At 39.9% G+C, this 18,238-nt stretch carries 14 protein-coding genes; 10 read left to right on the forward strand and 4 right to left on the reverse strand.

The features are described 5' to 3' along the window. Nucleotides 1-65 precede the first annotated feature (65 nt). From pnuC to AC1M9M_RS05345, 8 genes are all read left to right on the forward strand, one after another. A complete protein-coding gene (gene pnuC / locus AC1M9M_RS05310) occupies nt 66-647 on the forward strand; it encodes a nicotinamide riboside transporter PnuC (RefSeq protein ID WP_481591918.1) in 582 nt (193 codons plus the stop codon). Nucleotides 648-748: 101 nt separating this feature from the next. After that, nucleotides 749-1,015: a hypothetical protein gene (locus AC1M9M_RS05315; protein ID WP_481591919.1), complete on the forward strand. Its 267-nt coding sequence runs from the start codon at nt 749-751 to the stop codon at nt 1,013-1,015. 357 nt (nt 1,016-1,372) lie between these two features. Next, a complete protein-coding gene (locus AC1M9M_RS05320; RefSeq protein WP_481586539.1) occupies nt 1,373-2,506 on the forward strand; it encodes a GGDEF domain-containing protein in 1,134 nt (377 codons plus the stop codon). A 152-nt stretch (nt 2,507-2,658) separates the two neighbouring features. Continuing rightward, a complete protein-coding gene (gene def / locus AC1M9M_RS05325) occupies nt 2,659-3,147 on the forward strand; it encodes a peptide deformylase (RefSeq protein ID WP_481595890.1) in 489 nt (162 codons plus the stop codon). Nucleotides 3,148-3,203: 56 nt separating this feature from the next. After that, nucleotides 3,204-4,364 carry a GGDEF domain-containing protein gene (locus tag AC1M9M_RS05330; protein ID WP_179997681.1) on the forward strand — a complete coding sequence of 387 codons (1,161 nt, stop codon included), beginning with the start codon at nt 3,204-3,206 and terminating at the stop codon, nt 4,362-4,364. 224 nt (nt 4,365-4,588) lie between these two features. After that, nucleotides 4,589-5,809, forward strand: a complete 1,221-nt coding sequence (locus AC1M9M_RS05335) for a GGDEF domain-containing protein (RefSeq protein WP_481595804.1) — start codon at nt 4,589-4,591, stop codon at nt 5,807-5,809. A gap of 41 nt (nt 5,810-5,850) precedes the next feature. Further along, nucleotides 5,851-7,110, forward strand: a complete 1,260-nt coding sequence (locus AC1M9M_RS05340) for a glutaminase (protein ID WP_481595805.1) — start codon at nt 5,851-5,853, stop codon at nt 7,108-7,110. A gap of 70 nt (nt 7,111-7,180) precedes the next feature. Then, complete coding sequence (locus AC1M9M_RS05345; RefSeq protein WP_481586536.1) at nt 7,181-7,474, forward strand: cold shock domain-containing protein; 294 nt, start codon at nt 7,181-7,183, stop codon at nt 7,472-7,474. A 72-nt stretch (nt 7,475-7,546) separates the two neighbouring features. Here AC1M9M_RS05345 and dhaK read toward each other — a convergent pair whose 3' ends face one another. After that, nucleotides 7,547-9,277: a dihydroxyacetone kinase subunit DhaK gene (gene dhaK / locus AC1M9M_RS05350; protein ID WP_481595806.1), complete on the reverse strand. Its 1,731-nt coding sequence runs from the start codon at nt 9,275-9,277 to the stop codon at nt 7,547-7,549. Nucleotides 9,278-9,563: 286 nt separating this feature from the next. Between dhaK and AC1M9M_RS05355 the strand changes: the two genes are divergently transcribed. After that, nucleotides 9,564-9,938, forward strand: a complete 375-nt coding sequence (locus AC1M9M_RS05355) for an endonuclease domain-containing protein (RefSeq protein WP_481595807.1) — start codon at nt 9,564-9,566, stop codon at nt 9,936-9,938. 93 nt (nt 9,939-10,031) lie between these two features. Here the strand turns inward: AC1M9M_RS05355 and AC1M9M_RS05360 are convergent, their stop codons facing one another. Both AC1M9M_RS05360 and metH read right to left on the reverse strand, forming a co-directional pair. Further along, entirely contained in the window at nt 10,032-10,427 is a 396-nt protein-coding gene (locus tag AC1M9M_RS05360; RefSeq protein WP_481595808.1) for a PDDEXK-like family protein, read from the reverse strand. Between the two features lie 340 nt (nt 10,428-10,767). Then, nucleotides 10,768-14,454, reverse strand: coding sequence for a methionine synthase (metH, locus tag AC1M9M_RS05365; protein WP_481595809.1), 3,687 nt, complete (start codon nt 14,452-14,454; stop codon nt 10,768-10,770). Nucleotides 14,455-14,912: 458 nt separating this feature from the next. On the opposite strand from metH, the gene AC1M9M_RS05370 reads away from it, so the two are divergent. Continuing rightward, the gene (locus tag AC1M9M_RS05370; protein WP_180027990.1) at nt 14,913-16,535 is read left to right on the forward strand and encodes an inorganic phosphate transporter; all 1,623 of its coding nucleotides are present in this window, start codon (nt 14,913-14,915) and stop codon (nt 16,533-16,535) included. A 74-nt stretch (nt 16,536-16,609) separates the two neighbouring features. Here the strand turns inward: AC1M9M_RS05370 and AC1M9M_RS05375 are convergent, their stop codons facing one another. After that, the gene (locus AC1M9M_RS05375; protein WP_481595810.1) at nt 16,610-18,151 is read right to left on the reverse strand and encodes a hypothetical protein; all 1,542 of its coding nucleotides are present in this window, start codon (nt 18,149-18,151) and stop codon (nt 16,610-16,612) included. Between the last annotated feature and the right edge of the window lie 87 nt (nt 18,152-18,238).

An 18,238-nucleotide genomic window follows, 5' to 3' on the forward strand; every position in this document is an offset into this window, starting at 1 on the left:
ATGGTGCCATTCAATATACGTTAGGATAGGCGTATCAAATAAACCACGATCATTTTAAGTAGTGTATGAGCCTTTTAGAAATTATTTCAGTATTGATGAGTGTATTGGGTGTAACCCTCACGATTCGTCGTAATATATGGTGTTGGCCTGTGAATCTCGTGGCTTATGGCTTATATGCAAAGTTATTTTATGACTATCAACTCTATGGTGAAACGATATTGCAATGCGTGTTTATCGGTTTAGGTGTGTATGGGTGGTGGATATGGAAAGCTCAGTTTAAACAGCAAGAGCAACTTGCCATCAATCGTATTCAAGGGTTGAGAATTATCAAACATGTGTTTTTTACAATGTTGGCAGGATTTATTTTTGGTTTAGGTTTGGATTATTTTACGGATGCTTCCATTCCTTATTTAGATGCTCAATTGGCAAGTTTAAGTCTGCTCATTACATATTGGACGTCAAAACGATATTTGGAAATTTGGCCTGCTTGGATCGTGGTGGATATCATCTATGTCATGATGTTTATGTATAAAGATCTATACTTGACGGCTGGTCTTTATGGCGCATTTATTGTTTTAGCCTTATTAGGTTATCTTCAGTGGAAGAAAAAATATCAAGTTCAACAGCAAACCGTCTACTCACTCTGAAAAATTTACATCCTTGGACATTGATTTGAATGATTCGATCTGCAAAATAAAGCAGATCGACGTAACAATGAAATTGAATTTAACCAGTAGACTTTAAATGTATGATTATCCACTTTTGGGAAGCTCGATTTCTGCAATTTGTAAAATCATTACAACAGCATCCTCATCGTTATCTTAACTTTGAATCCGTTGCCGATTTTTATCAAAGTCAGTGGTTAAAAACGCTTCCTCCTCATACTGAATATTTTTGTACTGGATTAGACGATGGTGCAGAGCAGTTTGATATTTTGATTCAATATTTGCATCATCGAGTCAGTATTCACATTGCACAAGAAATTAAAGTTATTTATCGAGAACTCGATCTCTAAGAGTTAGGAGTGTACTTAGCAATTTTTAGCTGAGTCAAATCAAAATGCTTGAGCGTATCGCTAGCTGGATTTAAGCAAAAAAAGCTTTAAAAAAAAATAGAATAAATGGTAAAAAAACCTTGATAAATCCTGATCTTAAGGTTAGATTGTGATAATAAGTGCAATTATAATAAAAAATATGTGATTTTATTCACTATATTTTGTAGGGGTGAAATAGATTTAATGATTACAGAGTTAAATGAAAATATAGTTTATTTTGATGAGCTGTTTCAATTGAGTTAGTTCATTATGTTAAGACTATTCAATCGAATTTTTCGCCCCTATACACTTCATTCATTTATGAATCAAAGTGTGTTGATGAATTGGAGTAACTTAAATAAATGTATTCTGGTCATGGTATTGGGCGGGCTTGCACATATCACCTGGATTACATGGTATTTATTTTCATTTCATCATCCTGCATTACATCATTGGCTCAATCCTGATTATTATTATTTTCACCTATCACGGATGTTGCTGTGCTGTGTATTACAGTTCTTACTGATTATTCCTTGTGTCATATGGCGTCATAAAGAATGGGTGAGACAATATTTACCTTACTTTATTATTTTGGTATTTTCCGTAAGCTTTATTTATGGTGGCTATTCGGTTGGTATCAGTAGTCCTGCTACCGTTGCGGGATTTATCAGTATTTTAACAGTTGGTCTGGTTTTATTTGAACGCAAGATTGTATATCTGCTTTTTTTACCAGTCACTGTATATATGCTCATTGCAATTGTCAGTAGTGCATTGGGTTATATGACCTACGCACCGGTCTTTAGTGATCAGCTCAATTATTCAGTCATGGTATTTAATGAATTCTGGGTTTATTCACAACTTTATTTTTACGTGCCTATTTTTTTTGCGACTTTTGTATTGTTTGAGATTTTGTTGACGCAATGGAGAAATCGAGAAAAACAAATTAATTTAATGAGTCAAATGGACCCGCTTACGGGGATTTATAACCGTCGAAAAATAGGTTTAGAACTCAATGAAATTCAATTACAAGAACGAAAATTTGCTCTCATTCTGTTAGATCTTGATCATTTTAAGAGTATTAATGATAACTATGGTCATGATATCGGAGACAACGTCTTAAAGCGTGTTGCCAATGTACTACGTCAAAATATACGTGATACAGATATTGTCGGGCGATTTGGTGGTGAAGAGTTTGTGATGCTGTTGCAGAATAAAAACCTCAGAGCTGCGATGGAGGTCGCAGAGCGGTGTCGCAAAGAAATTGAAAATGAGCTCTTTTATATCGATGAACGTACGACGATCAGAGTGACAGCAAGCTTTGGTATAGCCATTTCTGAATTTAATTTAAATAAAGAAGCGGTGATTCGTCATGCAGATCAAGCATTATATCTAGCAAAAAAACGTGGTCGTAATCAGGTTAGGCACTACTACGAACTTCAGGATGCTGATGTCATACAAAAAAGTGAAACTTGAGCCGTAAAATTATCAGGTCACAAATTCGTCATTTAAATCAGTTTTACTTCATCTTGAAATGCTTTAAGATTGGTTGACTATTAATCAAATATTTGATTTAAAAATTTAAAAAATTATGAAGATCAAATTCTTATCATAATTGAGATGAACGTATTATGACGATACTACCCGTTGCTCAAAAAGGTGAAGTGATCCTTGAATTGGTTGCATCGCCGGTAAGTGAACTTGAGTTTAGTAGTAGCTGGTTAACGCATCTGGTTGAAGCAATGAATTTTACGATGCAACAGCGCAATGGTGTCGGTATTGCAGCGCCACAAGTTTATGTCTCTAAAAGGATTATTATCGTCGCTTCAAAACCCAATATACGGTATCCCGATGCGCCTGAGATGGAGCCTATTTACATGATTAATCCAGAAATATTGGAGCGTTCTGATCATGTTGTTTTAGGAGAAGAGGGATGTTTAAGTGTAGAGAATCGACGTGCGGAAGTAGCTCGAGCTTCATCAATCCGTGTCCGTTATCGTAATATACAAGGACAGGAAATTACTGAGACTTTTTCAGGATTCCCTGCACGAATTATTCAACACGAAATTGACCATCTTGATGGGATCTTGTTTGTAGAGCGAGTTCACGCTGCTTAAAAAGACAATATAAAAGATAAAAGGACAGAATGAAGTTAATCAGGAAGATTCAACATATGATTAAGCGATTGTATCGTATGGCCAATACGTACATCCTTGATCCTCAAAATATGCTGATCAATTGGAGTGATTTTAAAAAGGGACGGCTTATCCTCTTTTTTGGAATTCTAAGCCAACTTGAGGTCGCTCGCTGGTTAATTGTGGCTTTTTATACCCCTGAAAAAGCACAGTGGTTAAATCCTGACTATTTTGAATTACGTGTTACCCAATTGTTGGTGACCTCCGTGATTTATCTTGTCCTGTTTTGGAGTTGTTTCAAGTTTCAGCATATCGCTAAGTTTCAAACCTTCATTGCTTACTTTGCCCCTAGTTTCTTTGGAATGACCATGATTTATTCAGGGTATTCGATTGGAATTTATAGTCCTGCAACAATGGCAGGGTTCATTAGTATTGTATTGGTCGGGTTGGTATTTTATAGCCGTAAAATTATTTATGGGATTGCAATTCCAATTACGATATACACGTTATTAACGTGTTACTTGACGCATATCGATCGAATTCGTTATGCACCTATGTTTAGTGATGAGTTGAATAAAAGTATCGTTTACCAAAATGATTTTTGGGTCATGAGCATGGTACAGCTCTACGTGCCCATTTTACTTATGAGTGTTTTATTCTTTGAGATTTTACTCACTCAATGGCGCAGTCGTGAAAAACAATTCGAAACCAGCAGTAAATTTGATGCGCTGACGAACGTTTATAACCGTCGTCAGATCAATGAAGTGTTATCACATTTTCAGCAGGATCGTGCTGATTATGCTGTGATCTTATTGGATTTAGATCATTTTAAACAAATTAATGATCAATATGGTCATGCAGCAGGAGATGAAGTCCTGAAACAGGTGGCGACGCGTTTGGAATATCATGTTCGTATTGGTGATACGGTTGGACGTTATGGCGGTGAAGAATTTATATTAATTCTGGACAATCTCAGTCGTGATCAAGCGGTTGATATCGCAGAACGTTGCCGTAACGCGATTGCACAGCAGCCAATTGTGCTGGATGATGGAACCTCGTTAAATGTGACGGCAAGCTTTGGTATTGCACTATCCCATGAGTTATCTGATCAAGATGTCATTACGCATTGTGCAGATCACGCTTTATATATTGCCAAAGAAAGCGGACGAAATCAGGTACAGTTATATCAGTCAGCTTAATTCAATGATTAAATTTCGGTTTTGGTACTACTAACTATAGAGAAACATACGTTTAGGTTTTTTTATAGCAATGCTTTTGTTTTGGTCAGTGATCATCAAATTCATACCATAAATTGATCTGAACGATAAAGCAGTCTTTTTAATGCTTAAAGCGCATTGACATGATCGCTGAATACATCCAAATTTTAATAAAAATAAATATGAATATTCGATAATACAATTAGATGATGACTCGAGAGAATGAAGTACAACAACAGCGCAGTTTATTGCAAGCTATCAAATATGTCTTGTTAGAATCTGATCGTTCTATTATTAACTGGTCCAACTTTAATAAAGGGATTCTGTTACTTATATTTGGGCTGTTGATGCTCATCGGTCATTGGTTGTGGTACTACCTAACTTTCCATTCAGAATATCAAATTTGGTTAGATCCAGAATATTATCCTCATCGGACATTGACCACATGTTTACAAGTGATTTTGACCATGTGTTTTCTGATAATCGCTTTAATGCTTCGTAAAAATGCTACTGCTCGCCGAATCTTGGGCTATTTAATCCCCTTATTTTATGGATTGATTGTCATTTTTTCAGGATACACGGTTGGGATTTATAGTCCTGCGGTGATGGCGGGAACGGTCAATATTGTATTAATTGGTTTTGTGTTATATGAACAGCGCATCATCTATAGCGTCTCTTTTATTATTGCTTGTATTATCTTGTGGTTGGCAGTACTGACGGCCAATGGTCAACTGACTTATGCACCATTATTTAGTGATGCACTGAATCAATCTAATTTGTATGCCAATCCTTTTTGGCTGAAAAGTATGGCGGTACTATATTTACCCATACTGTTGTGCTCAGCAGTTTTTTTTGAGTTGATCTTGTCGCAGTGGAGACGACGTGAGCGTAAGATTGAAATACTAAGTCAGAAAGATGCGTTAACCAACCTCTATAACCGTCGTTACATCAATCAGTTTATTAGTAAGTTAATTCAACAAAATCGCAGCTTTGCTTTCATCATCTTAGATCTCGATTTCTTCAAGCAGATTAATGACAATTATGGTCATGATGTTGGTGATCTTGTACTTAAACGTATTGCTCTCATTTTAAAACAGCAAACACGAGAAGAGGATATAGTGGGACGACTCGGTGGTGAAGAGTTTGTTCTAGTACTTAAAGATGGTGATATCGACGAAGCATTAATCATCGCAGAACGCTGCCGTCGAACGATCGAAAGTGAAAAAATTGAGATTAGCCCAGCGACTTTTATTCAAGTGACCGCAAGCTTTGGCGTGGCGATGTCACAAAATTTACCACATCTATACACAGACGAAGTAAAGCAAAGGATTTATAGTGCAGCGGATAAAGCACTATATCTTGCAAAGCAGAATGGTCGTAATCAAGTCAGATGTGACACGATATCGACAGCTGAATTTAACATTTGAGATCTTATTTTGGGTCTCCATTGATCACCAAGAGAATAAAAATGAAGACACCTGTACCTGATTATCTTGCCCATGTATTGGACCAATGTCATGCGAATACCGAAGGAGCATTGGCTGACTATATTCCAGAACTGGCAGCTGCCAATCCAAATCGTATCGCTTTAGCACTTTCAACCATTGATGGTACGATTTATTCTTCAGGGGATGATGAAGTTGAGTTCACGATTCAATCAATGTCTAAACCATTTGCTTATGCATTAGCGATTCAAGAACATGGTTTAGCTAAAGTATTAGAAAAAGTTGGCGTTGAGCCGTCGGGGGAAGCATTTAATCAAATCTCATTAGAAAAAGAACGATCGATTCCCAAGAACCCAATGATTAACTCGGGTGCGATTACGACACATTCTTTATTACCTCATAAAAAGACTGTTTCTCGTGCAGAACATTTACGACGTTTCTTGAGTGAACTGTGTGGGCGTGAATTAACCTTTGATGAGCAAGTCTATCAATCTGAACTCAAAACAGCATTTCGTAATCTTTCGATTGGATATATGTTGCGTACCGTCGGCGTGCTAGAAGAAGACCCAGAGCATATTGTTCATGGTTATATTCTACAGTGTGCGATTAAAGTCACCGTGAAAGATTTAGCGCGAATGGGCAGTGTATTAGCGAATGGTGGAAAAGATCCTGTTACGGGGAAATGTATTTTAGATCGTCAGGTATGTCGTCAGGTACTTAGCGTCATGATGACGTGTGGTATGTACGATGCAGCTGGAGATTGGTTGACCACCGTTGGTATTCCTGCCAAAAGTGGTGTGGCAGGGGGGATCATTGGTGTCTTACCAGGTCAGGTTGGAATTGCGGTTTTTTCGCCTAAATTAGACAGCCATGGCAACAGTGTTCGAGGTGTGGAAATCTTTGAACGTCTATCAAGTGATATGGGATTACATTTGATGGAGGGAACCCCTTCAGCACAAACCATTATCCAAAGTCGCCGTGAGTATGATGATGGCATGGTGGTATATGAGCTACGTGGTGTCTTACAATTTACAGAGACTGAAATGTTCTTGCGTGAGTTACAGAATGAGCCTGTAGGTAAAAATAAAGTAGTGCTTGATCTTACACATCTGACTTTAATCCATGATGTCGGTGCTCGAATGTTATTTGAAGGTGTGAAACGTCTACAGGATGATGGTCACAAAGTGGTGGTTTTAGATGCGGAATCATTGTTATCGGAACAACAAAGTAAAGGACACAAACGCGTCATTGTCCAACAGCACTTGCATGATTATTTAAAGTGATCAGCAAAGATGATGCACTTTAAGATGCGTGTATAATATTGAAAATTGTATACCGTTTTTTGGGAATGTTATGAAGTCTGAAGTCCAGCAAGGAAAAATTAAAATTTATCATGCCGATAAAGGTTTTGGTTTTATTGGTGGTGCAGGTGAGGATATTTTTTTCCACATTTCTGACTTTCCTGCAGATGAAGGTGAGCCAAAACGCAATGACCGAGTCAAATTTCAGGTTGTTGAAAATCAAGGTAAATTAAAAGCTGTCAAAATTCAACGTGTAGCTGACCAGTCAGCGAAAGCGAAGAAGTCTCGTGTGGCATCACATAATCAGGCGATTACCAGCGCATTATTATCAAGTTTTAAAAAATAAAAAGCAAAAAAAGCCCTGAATCATCAGGGTTTTTTTGTAGAACAGATCAATCATTCATGTCATGTTTAGATGTTATTTTAGATGATCGGCAATATCGGTAAAAATCACACCTAAACCATATGCACCTGCATCAGGATAGCCTAAGCTACGATCCCCGACAGTACCTGCACGACCCATACGTGCAACAATCTCTTTGGTCGATTCTGCGCCTTGAACAGCAGCTTGAGCACCTAAGATAAAGTTTTCCTTAAAGCTTTTGTCGGTGTTGTTTGACCATGAATCTGCGCATGGCACTAAAGCATCGATCAACGTTTTATCACCGACAACAGCGCCACGTCCAAATGAACGTTCGCCTGTGGTTTGAATACCTTTTACTGCGGCTTGCAGCATATCGGCAAAATCCGCCACGCTTAACGTGGTTTTACCTTGAATGGCTTTACTTGCGGCACGGAATGCAGAACCCCAGATGGGACCTGATGCACCGCCACAATGTTCCATAATGATCATGGAGCTATTGAGCAAGAATTCATCCATCTGCTGTGCTTGGATCAAGCTTTGCCATTCTTTCTTGAGTTGTTTAAAGCCTTTAGCCACACTCATGCCGAAGTCACCATCGCCTGCGTGTGCGTCTAACTCACAAAATGGCACTTCATTTTTAATGATACATGCTGCCATGACATCGACTACATAGCGCATGTTTTCAATGGTGAATTGCTCATTTTGAATTTCAGCATGTTCTGCTGCAGTTTCAACTTGGTTGTTACCTTGTTGTTGAGCATTAGTATTCTTTGTTGCAAACTCAATGGCTAAAGCAGGTGAACCATCAAGTTTAAAGGCAGGGGTGTTGGCTTCTGCATCTAAGTATGTTTTGAGTGCATCATCCAATTCAAGTAATGAAATGGATGCGCCATTCATGTCGATACTGGTCATGTAGTTGCCGACAAAAGTACGGTAAATTTTGATGCCTTTACGCGCAAGGTGTGTGCATACATCATGGTTAAACAGATACAGTTCTTGCATTGGCGTTGAGCCAAAGCCATTGATCAAAACTGCGACTTCTTTCATGTCTGGGCGATCTAAAAACAGATCATCGACCATACGTTGTGCCAGTTCTTTTGCCGGCAAGATTTTTTCACGACGGATGCCCGGTTCACCGTGAATACCCACGCCGTATTCCATTTCATCATCAGCAAGCGTGAAGGTTGGTGTACCTTTAGCAGGAACAGTACATGAGCTATAGGCAAAACCTAAACTGATGACATTGTCAGCCGCTTTTTGAGCGACTGTTTTAACTTCACCTAATTCTAAGCCTTTAGATGCTGCTGCGCCTGCAATCTTATGAACAAAGACTGTGCCTGCGACACCACGACGACCGACTGTATATAAACTATCTTTAACCGCAATGTCATCTGCAACTTTCACAAAGTCGACTTGAATTCCGTCTTCAGTTGCTAAAGCTGCACCGTTCTGGAAATTCATCATATCACCAGAATAATTTTTGATGATCATTAGCACGCCTTTGTCAGTTGCGACGTGCTGCAATGCTTTATAGACCTGAATTTGCGATGGAGATGCAAATACGTCTCCGCATACGGCTGCGTCTAACATACCTTTACCGACAAAGCCCGCATGTGCAGGTTCATGCCCGCTACCACCACCACTGATGAGAGCAACATTGTTATGTTTTTCTTTTCTTGAAATGATTTTGTGTGATTCAGTGAATGCAAGTTCTGGGTGTGCCAAGACAAAGCCTTTGCACATGTCGACAACCAAGTTTTCAGTGTGGTTGGTGAGTTTTTTCATGGAAATATCAAACTTTTGGTAATTTCATTAATAAGTATTAATTATTCACTAAACTTGAAACATTTGCTGATCTAAAAATGTTAAAACGGATGATTTGAGGGCGGGTGGTTAGAAAAGGGGCAGTTTTTAATGTATATATTGATGAAAAAATCTCCCTATATCCCCCTTTGCTGAACGTGGACTTATCTCCAATTTAATGGCGTTATTGGATTCATGACATCCCCCTCTTTTCCCTTGCGCCATATATGGCTCAGGGCTAGGGAAGATTCTAAAATGAGAATAAAAAATGAAACCCTACAATAAAAATTTAAAACAAACCTTGCGTGATTTGCGCAACAACATGACCGATGCTGAAAGGTTGCTGTGGTCACGATTACGCAATAAGCAAATTTTAGGTTTGCAGTTTTATCGACAAAAGCCGATCTTAAATTACATCGTAGATTTTTATTGTCCTGCTGCCAATTTGGTGATTGAGTGTGATGGTAGTCAGCACTTCAAAATTGAGGGTTTAGAAGCAGATCGGATTCGGGATGAAGCATTGGCTCAGCTTGGGCTAAAAGTGCTGAGGTTTGATAATGGGCAGGTGATGGGGCGGATTGATGATGTGGTGGAAGTGGTTTATCAGTGTTGTCTGAAAGAGCTTTCGAAAGAATCTCCCTAAATCCCTCTTTGGAAAAGAGGGACTTTACGCGAATTTGATTACGGTTGCTGATTCGCAGTGTTCCTCCCTTTCTTAGAGGGAGGTTAGGAGGGATTAACATCTAGAGAAAGCTTTTAGGAAATTGGTTGGATGTTGATGAAACCGTATATGATTGTCCGCTTTTAAATTCCTACGTTTTTCTTTAAAGGCAGGGACTATGTATCCCCATTCAGCGTTCCTTGAAAAGTAAATTACATAATCAATATCTGCGTCATCCCACTTGTTTTCTACAACGATATTATCATTTGCTGAATCGAGGCTTTTAACTTGGATACGATAAAGTGTACGACCATCTAATATTTGAATATCTGTTTTTGCATAGACATCCAAGCTAGGCATACTTGCATCCCAACCATCGCTGAGTAACCATGATAGTAATAAAAATTCGTAAGAATGATTTTTGTATTGAGATAAAGTTTGTTCTTTAAGCGCAGTCTGACGAACAGGCATAAAAACTCCTTAAAGTTTTAAATGCCGCAAAATTCGTCCTAGTCTCTACGATTTTACAATACAATTTTGTTGCATTGGTGCGGGGTGCATTGATTGTTGAAAAATACCATCGGAAGACAATGCTCTTCTACTGGCTGTTACTTAACTACTATTTATTCAGTAATCACAAATTACAAGGGTACTAGCCCTAATAAAGCCAATGAATGTAGGCGAATTATATTAAGTAATTTGAAGCGGTATAGCCCGTAACAAGATTAAATTAATAGAACATATATTAATTGTCAAATTAAAAAAATCCCCTCACTAGAGGGGATTTTTCTTTTCTAAACTATCGAGATTCTTAAACCACAGAATCATCCAAATTCGGCGCTAACCAACGTTTCGCCTCATCCAACGTCCAACCTTTACGCTTCGCATAATCTTCTAGCTGATCGCCAGAGATCTTACCCACGTTAAAGTATTCAGTTTCAGGGTTTGCATAGTAGAAACCGCTCACTGATGAAGGTGGCCACATCGCAAAGCTACTGGTTAAGTAAGTTCCGATCTTGTCAGTGGTGCCTAACCAATCAAACAGTGGTGCTTTTTCAGAGTGTTCAGGACAAGCAGGGTAGCCCGGCGCAGGACGAATACCTACATACTTCTCTTTAATCAATTCTTCATTAGAAAGCTGTTCATCAGCTTGGTAGCCCCAAAACTCTTTACGAATACGTTGGTGCAAGTGTTCTGCAAATGCTTCTGCAAAACGGTCACCCAAGGCTTGAACCATAATCGCGTTATAGTCATCACCTTTGGCTTTGTATTCTTGCGAAAGCTCTTCTGCTCCAAAGATCGATACAGTGAAACCACCCAAATAATCTTGCGCCACGTCTTTCGGCGCAACAAAGTCAGCCAGTGAGAAATTTGCTTTACCTGTGACTTTGTCAGACTGCTGACGAATATGCTCAAAGGTATGCGTCACATTGCCATTTTCATCAGTTACCGCAACAGTGTCTGCTGCAACACGGTTGGCAGGGTAAAGACTGAAAGTAGCGCGCGCATCGAAACGTTTATTTTCGATGATGTCTTTGAGCATCGCTTGTGCTTGTTCAAACAAATCACGTGCAGCTTCACCCACAACTTCATCTTCAAGGATTTTCGGGTATTTACCCGCCAAACTCCAAGAAATAAAGAATGGTGTCCAGTCGAAGTATTCCACCAAAGTTTCTAAAGGATAGTTGGTGAATGTTTCAGAACCAATGAAGTTTGGTTTTACAGGTGCATGCTTGTCAAAGTCAATTTTGAAACCATTTTCAACGGATTCAGCATAAGACAGTTTTGCAGCTTTCGGTTGCTTATTCGCTAGACGTGTACGGATTTTTTCATAATCCGCTGCATAATCAGCTGCCAATTGCGGCTTCATATCAGCAGATAAAAGCTGTGTTGCAACACCCACCGCACGTGAAGCATCAGCCGTGTAGTACACACCATCATTGTGATATTGCGGCGCAATTTTCACGGCAGTATGCGCTTTTGATGTTGTTGCACCACCAATCATCAATGGAATGTTAAAACCTTTACGTTGCATTTCTTTGGCAACAAAGACCATTTCATCCAATGACGGTGTGATCAAACCTGATAAACCGATGATGTCAACTTTTTCATCAATCGCAGTTTGTAAGATTTTCTCACAAGGTACCATCACGCCAAGGTCAACGATGTCATAACCGTTACAGCCCAGTACCACGCCGACAATGTTTTTACCAATGTCATGTACGTCGCCTTTTACTGTTGCAAGCAAGATTTTACCTTTGGCTTCGCCTTGGGTTTTTTCTGCTTCAATAAATGGGTTCAACCAAGCCACGGCTTGTTTCATCACACGTGCAGATTTCACCACTTGTGGTAAGAACATTTTGCCGGCACCGAACAGGTCACCCACCACGTTCATCCCTGCCATGAGTGGACCTTCGATCACATCAAGTGGACGAGCTGATTTTAAACGTGCTTCTTCAGTATCTTCATCGATATAAGTCGTAATACCTTTAACTAACGCGTATTCAAGACGTTTTTCTACAGGTTCATTGCGCCATTCAAGGTTTTCTTCAGCCTTTTGCGCACCCGCTTGACCACGATATTTTTCCGCAACAGCGAGTAATTTTTCAGTCGCTTCTTGACCGCTTGCGCCTTGGTTACGGTTCAGTACCACATCTTCAACAGCTTCTTTTAGCTCAGCATCGATATCATCATAAATTGCAAGCTGACCTGCGTTGACGATCCCCATGGTTAAGCCTTGTTGAATGCCGTGATACAAGAACACCGCATGGATCGCTTCACGAACAGGCTCATTACCACGGAATGAGAACGATACGTTTGAGATCCCGCCTGACACCATCGCATTTGGAAGGTTTTGTTTAATCCAACCGGTTGCTTCAATGAAGTCCACACCGTAGTTATTGTGTTCTTCAATACCTGTTGCGACCGCAAACACGTTCGGGTCAAAAATAATATCTTCAGATGGGAAACCCACTTCGTTGACTAAGACATCATAAGAGCGCTTACAGATTTCTTTTTTACGTTCAGCAGTATCCGCCTGACCGTTTTCATCAAACGCCATGACAATCACTGCCGCACCGTATTGACGGCATAGGCGAGCACGTTCTACAAACTCGTCATAACCTTCTTTTAAGGAAATTGAGTTAACAACCGCTTTACCTTGTACGCATTTTAAACCTGCTTCGATGATTTCCCATTTCGAAGAATCGAGCATGATTGGCACGCGAGAGATATCAGGTTCAGATGCGATCAGATTCAGGAAATGCACCATCGCTTCTTGCGAATCGAGCATACCTTCATCCATGTTGATGTCGATGATCTGTGCACCGGCTTCAACTTGTTGACGAGCAACATCTAAAGCTTCAGTGAAGTTACCTTCTTTAATCAGGCGTAAGAATTTTTTAGAACCTGTCACGTTGGTACGTTCACCGACGTTCACAAACAATGAATCTTTAGTAATGTTAAATGGCTCTAAACCACTTAAACGACATGCAGGTTCAATTTCAGGGATTTGACGCGGTGCAATACCTTCAACCGCTTGCGCAATCGCACGAATATGATCTGGCGTCGTACCACAACAACCACCCGTAATGTTAATTAAGCCACTTTCAGCAAATTCTTTAATAAATGCTGCAGTTTCTTCAGGAGTTTCATCATAACCACCGAAGGCATTTGGTAAGCCTGCGTTTGGATGCGCTGAAACAAAAGTATCCGCAACGTCAGACAAGGTTTTGACGTGTGGACGCATCGCATCTGCACCCAGTGCACAGTTAAAGCCAATCGATAAAGGCTCTGCATGGCGCATTGAGTTCCAGAATGCTTCTGCGGTTTGACCTGTGAGTGTCCGGCCAGATGCATCGGTAATGGTGCCCGAAATCATAATTGGCAGTTCGTAACCAATTTCTTTAAACACTTCTTTCACTGCAAAGATCGCAGCTTTGGCATTTAGGGTATCGAAGACCGTTTCAATCAAGATGATATCTGCACCACCTTCAATCAATGCCTTAGTCGCTTCAATGTAGTTAACTTTTAACTCATCAAAGGTGATGTTACGGAATGCCGGATCATTTACATTTGGTGAAATTGAAGTGGTACGTGACGTTGGTCCTAATACGCCCGCAACAAAACGTGGCTTTTCAGGTGTTGAATATTTTTTACATGCTTCTTTGGCAATTCGAGCTGCTTCACGGTTAATCTCAGGAACCAAATCTTCCATATGGTAGTCAGACATTGAAACACGCGTTCCATTGAACGAGTTGGTTTCAATAATATCTGCACCAGCTTCAAGATAAGCTTCATGAATGCCTTGAATAATCTGTGGCTGAGTTAGAACCAATAAGTCGTTATTACCCTTAAGGTCGTAGGCCCAATCCTCAAAACGTTCACCACGGTAATCAGCTTCTTCCAATTTGTGGCGTTGGATCATGGTACCCATTGCACCATCAATAATCAGGATACGTTTGGCAAGAAGCGCTTTTAAGGTGGCGAGGGTAGACATCAAATGACTCTCACAAAAATCTGCACAAATAATGGTGCAATATTTTAGCAGAGTTACGTCCACTTTTCTGATAAATAAAAATTTATGAACCTATTCCCAAAAAATTAAGGATGAATTTCATCCATCGACTACGATGACCAACCTATCAAAACTGAAACTGTCTATATTTCATCATGTTGTCATAATCTAATGTAATAATAATTGCCGTTGTAACAAATGTGACAGTGATGTCATCTTTATTTCATCTATTTAATTACCGATTGAAATAAAGATTAAAGACGAGGTTTTTGTATTAACTATATGATTATTATTGTTAAATTTTGAATATTATTAGTTTTTAAAGTTTAATTTTCTTAAATAAGTGTCATTTGGATGACTTATATGACAGCTCTTTGTCATATAATTGTAATAATTAAATTGAACAATAGAGGGGATATTTATCCTCTTTCTCTGCTTGCATGAATTCTAATCAAACTCCAGTTTCAGATTCAGCACAATCGTCAACGCCTATGCAGTCGACGAATGTTCACGTGCCAACGCCGAAATTCTTTATGCCAGTGTTCCTTACACTGATTGTTTCAACCTTGATTTACATTGGTTTTCAGTTGGCTGCTGATTTATCTCATGTGCCTGCTTTAAATCTTTATGCTGTGATCATGTTGGCCACGGCATTGTTTATCGCATTGGGTTTCGAGTTCGTTAACGGTTTCCATGACACGGCCAATGCTGTGGCAACGGTCATTTATACCAACGCTTTATCTGCACCTGTCGCTGTAATGTGGGCAGGCTTCTGTAACTTCCTTGGCGTAATGGTCGCAAGTGGTGCAGTTGCCTACGGTATTATCGCGCTATTGCCTGTTGAATTGATTATGAACGTCGGTTCAGGTGCTGGTTTTGCCATGGTCTTTGCCATGTTGATTGCCGCAATCGTATGGAACTTAGGAACTTGGTTCCTCGGTATCCCTGCTTCTAGCTCTCATACACTGATCGGTTCGATTTTAGGTGTGGGCATCATGAACTACATCTTAAACGCAGGTAATGGTGCGTCAGGTGTAGACATGGAACAGGTGATGAAAGTGGGTAAAGCACTTTTATTCTCACCATTAATCGGTTTTGCATTTGCGGCTGTATTGTTCTTATTGGTTAAAAAAATCTTTAAGAAACAAGTGGAATTATTCCAACCACCAGAAGGGAATAAACCGCCGCCGCCACTTATTCGTGCCATTTTGATTTTCACGTGTACCGGTGTAAGTTTTGCACACGGCTCAAATGATGGTCAAAAAGGTATGGGTCTGATTATGTTGATTCTGATCGGGATCGTGCCATTGGCATACTCTTTAAACAAGAGTCTAGATCAACAACATATCCAAACGTTTGGTCAGTTATCTGCTCAAACTGCTGATTTGATTTATCCAAATCACCAAGATATTCCAGATGAAAAAGCGCGTCAAATTATCACGTCATATATCCAAACCAAAGAAATCACACCTGAAGTTGTGCCAGCTTTGGCAAGTTTAACGGATCATTTAGGTGAAAAAGTAGGAAGCTACACATCCATTAAAGATGTTCCTGAAGATCAAGTAGCTGAATTCCGTAATGATATGTACCTCAGCACGACTGCATTCAAGCGTTTAGATAAAGCAGAAGCTTTACCTGCCATGACTGAAGCGCAAGAAAAAACAGTGGACAACTACCGTGATAACTTAGATTCATTCCTTCAATACATCCCAACATGGGTGAAAGTTGCGACTGCATTGGCATTAGGTCTAGGGACGATGGTAGGCTGGAAACGTATTGTTGTTACTGTTGGTGAGCGTATTGGTAAACAACACATGACTTATGGTCAGGGGATGTCTGCAGAGTTAGTTGCAATGTCAACGATTGCTGCTGCTGATGGCTTTGGTATGCCAGTGTCAACAACACATGTTTTAAACTCTGCTGTAGCAGGTACGATGGTTGCGAATAAGTCGGGCTTAAACTTCCAAATGGTTCGCACAATCTTATCAGCGTGGATTTTCACACTGCCAGCAACAATCTGTTTGTCAGGTGGTTTATTCTGGTTGTTCCTCCAGTTCACCTGATTGAATTCAATACTTAAAGACTAAAAAAGCGCTGAACAATCAGCGCTTTTTTTATGATCAATTGTTTATGACACTTATTTTTGGAATTTAGACCAAAGTTTTTTCAAGGGGAGTTTTTCCTCAGCAAAACCATATAATGCGGCAAATGGTAGGGCGGTGCGTGCGAGATATGCTACACGCCATAATCCACCATGATTAGCACCATGCATGATTAAGTCTAATGGATGATTGAGGGCGATGTCAGGATTGGCAACCGACTGTGGGTTTCTCAAATCATGAATCCACAACGCAGCCATAATCGCATTGGTCGTCGCGGGTTCAAATGCTTCAACATCAAACAAATTGGCACCATTGAAAGCAGCTTTTAATAATGGGTTTTTGGTTACCGAATGTGTAGTGGTCGATGGAGCAATATTAATGCTGACACGTTGACCTTGTGACCGTGCTAACGTAGCGCGCCATTGTTGAATCCTTTTCGCCAACGCATAATTTGGACCTTGTTCTACCACAAGACAGTCGCAGATCCCATACTGTTTATCATGACATTGGAATAAGCGTTCTTCGTTTTGTTTGAAAAAATAATCACGAGAGACAGTCGAAATACTCTTGGACAGAATATTTTCAAGTTTAGAGCGTGATTTAAACTTATCTAATCCACCTTGAATCACTTCCTGTGGTACAGCGTAGACGTCAGTGGGCGTACACATATACATTAAACTGGTATTGGATTTTTGTTGGCTGACATGTTGCATAATGGTGTCCATCGCCATAGAAACACGAACGTGCTTTTCGCCATCTAAATAGGCAATCGCGGCAAGATCTAAGTCTTGATCAAACTGGGTGAGCCAATGTGCAATCTCAGGGGTATCTGTTAATAAGTTAACGCCTAAACGCTCTGCAGCTGCACGTATTGATGAAGATGAATCTATTGATTCGACACTTGGAGCGTATAAGGTCGCATTGCCTTGCAGAACAGTATTCAAAATCTTTGTCCATACTCGCTCATGATTTAAATCAAGCGCCACGATATTGGCTTTCCATTTCGCCAGCCAAGGTAAAGGTCCTGCTTCAGAAGCTGCACCAAACAGCACCATTGTTCGATCCGAAAGGTCAAACCACTCTGGATGCTGCACACACGCTTGTAGTGCCTGAGCATGTGATGCTTCTATAATACCTCGGTCTAACCAAAGTTGAATTTGGTCGAGTAGGGCTTGACCTTCTAAATTTTTACCCTGATAAGGTACAAACCATTGCGGCTCAGCATTAGAGTTTCCTTGAAGTGTGTAGGTATTTAAATCTTTTGATTTAAGATTCATCACTTCATTCAATGCATGTGTATGTTGATCACGTTGAAAACTAAACTCTTCATAAGCTTGTTGAAGTCCATCTTGAGCGATGCGCAGCGCAGCTTCAGGTGATGAGAGCCCACATTCTACCAACCGTTTAAAATGAATCGGATAGGATTTTCGCCAATTCTTTTCATTGATAACTGCATCAGCGTATTCTGGCTGAATTTGTTGTAATGCCGCACTGACGATGCGTTGGCCTGATTTTGAACTGCTGGGTTTAGAGGACGTGTTAGAGGAAAATTGTAAACCATCAGGTTGATTAGACATGCAAAAAATCTCAAAAAAAAATGAATAAATTCGCGGATGCCTACATTATCCTGACAAAATTAATGATCTAGGTGGCATTAATTACCA

It is taken from the genome of Acinetobacter sp. ANC_7503 (genome assembly GCF_056780035.1).

Excerpts from the sequence above, each read along its gene's own strand:
- AC1M9M_RS05375 (WP_481595810.1), bottom strand. The coding sequence starts at position 18,151 with ATGTCTAATCAACCTGATGGTTTACAATTTTCCTCTAACACGTCCTCT.
- AC1M9M_RS05330 (WP_179997681.1), top strand. The coding sequence starts at position 3,204 with ATGATTAAGCGATTGTATCGTATGGCCAATACGTACATCCTTGATCCT.
- AC1M9M_RS05335 (WP_481595804.1), top strand. The coding sequence starts at position 4,589 with ATGATGACTCGAGAGAATGAAGTACAACAACAGCGCAGTTTATTGCAA.
- dhaK (WP_481595806.1), bottom strand. The coding sequence starts at position 9,277 with ATGAAAAAACTCACCAACCACACTGAAAACTTGGTTGTCGACATGTGC.
- AC1M9M_RS05340 (WP_481595805.1), top strand. The coding sequence starts at position 5,851 with ATGAAGACACCTGTACCTGATTATCTTGCCCATGTATTGGACCAATGT.
- AC1M9M_RS05360 (WP_481595808.1), bottom strand. The coding sequence starts at position 10,427 with ATGCCTGTTCGTCAGACTGCGCTTAAAGAACAAACTTTATCTCAATAC.
- AC1M9M_RS05345 (WP_481586536.1), top strand. The coding sequence starts at position 7,181 with ATGAAGTCTGAAGTCCAGCAAGGAAAAATTAAAATTTATCATGCCGAT.
- metH (WP_481595809.1), bottom strand. The coding sequence starts at position 14,454 with ATGTCTACCCTCGCCACCTTAAAAGCGCTTCTTGCCAAACGTATCCTG.
- pnuC (WP_481591918.1), top strand. The coding sequence starts at position 66 with ATGAGCCTTTTAGAAATTATTTCAGTATTGATGAGTGTATTGGGTGTA.
- AC1M9M_RS05355 (WP_481595807.1), top strand. The coding sequence starts at position 9,564 with ATGAAACCCTACAATAAAAATTTAAAACAAACCTTGCGTGATTTGCGC.
- AC1M9M_RS05315 (WP_481591919.1), top strand. The coding sequence starts at position 749 with ATGATTATCCACTTTTGGGAAGCTCGATTTCTGCAATTTGTAAAATCA.
- AC1M9M_RS05320 (WP_481586539.1), top strand. The coding sequence starts at position 1,373 with ATGAATTGGAGTAACTTAAATAAATGTATTCTGGTCATGGTATTGGGC.
- AC1M9M_RS05370 (WP_180027990.1), top strand. The coding sequence starts at position 14,913 with ATGAATTCTAATCAAACTCCAGTTTCAGATTCAGCACAATCGTCAACG.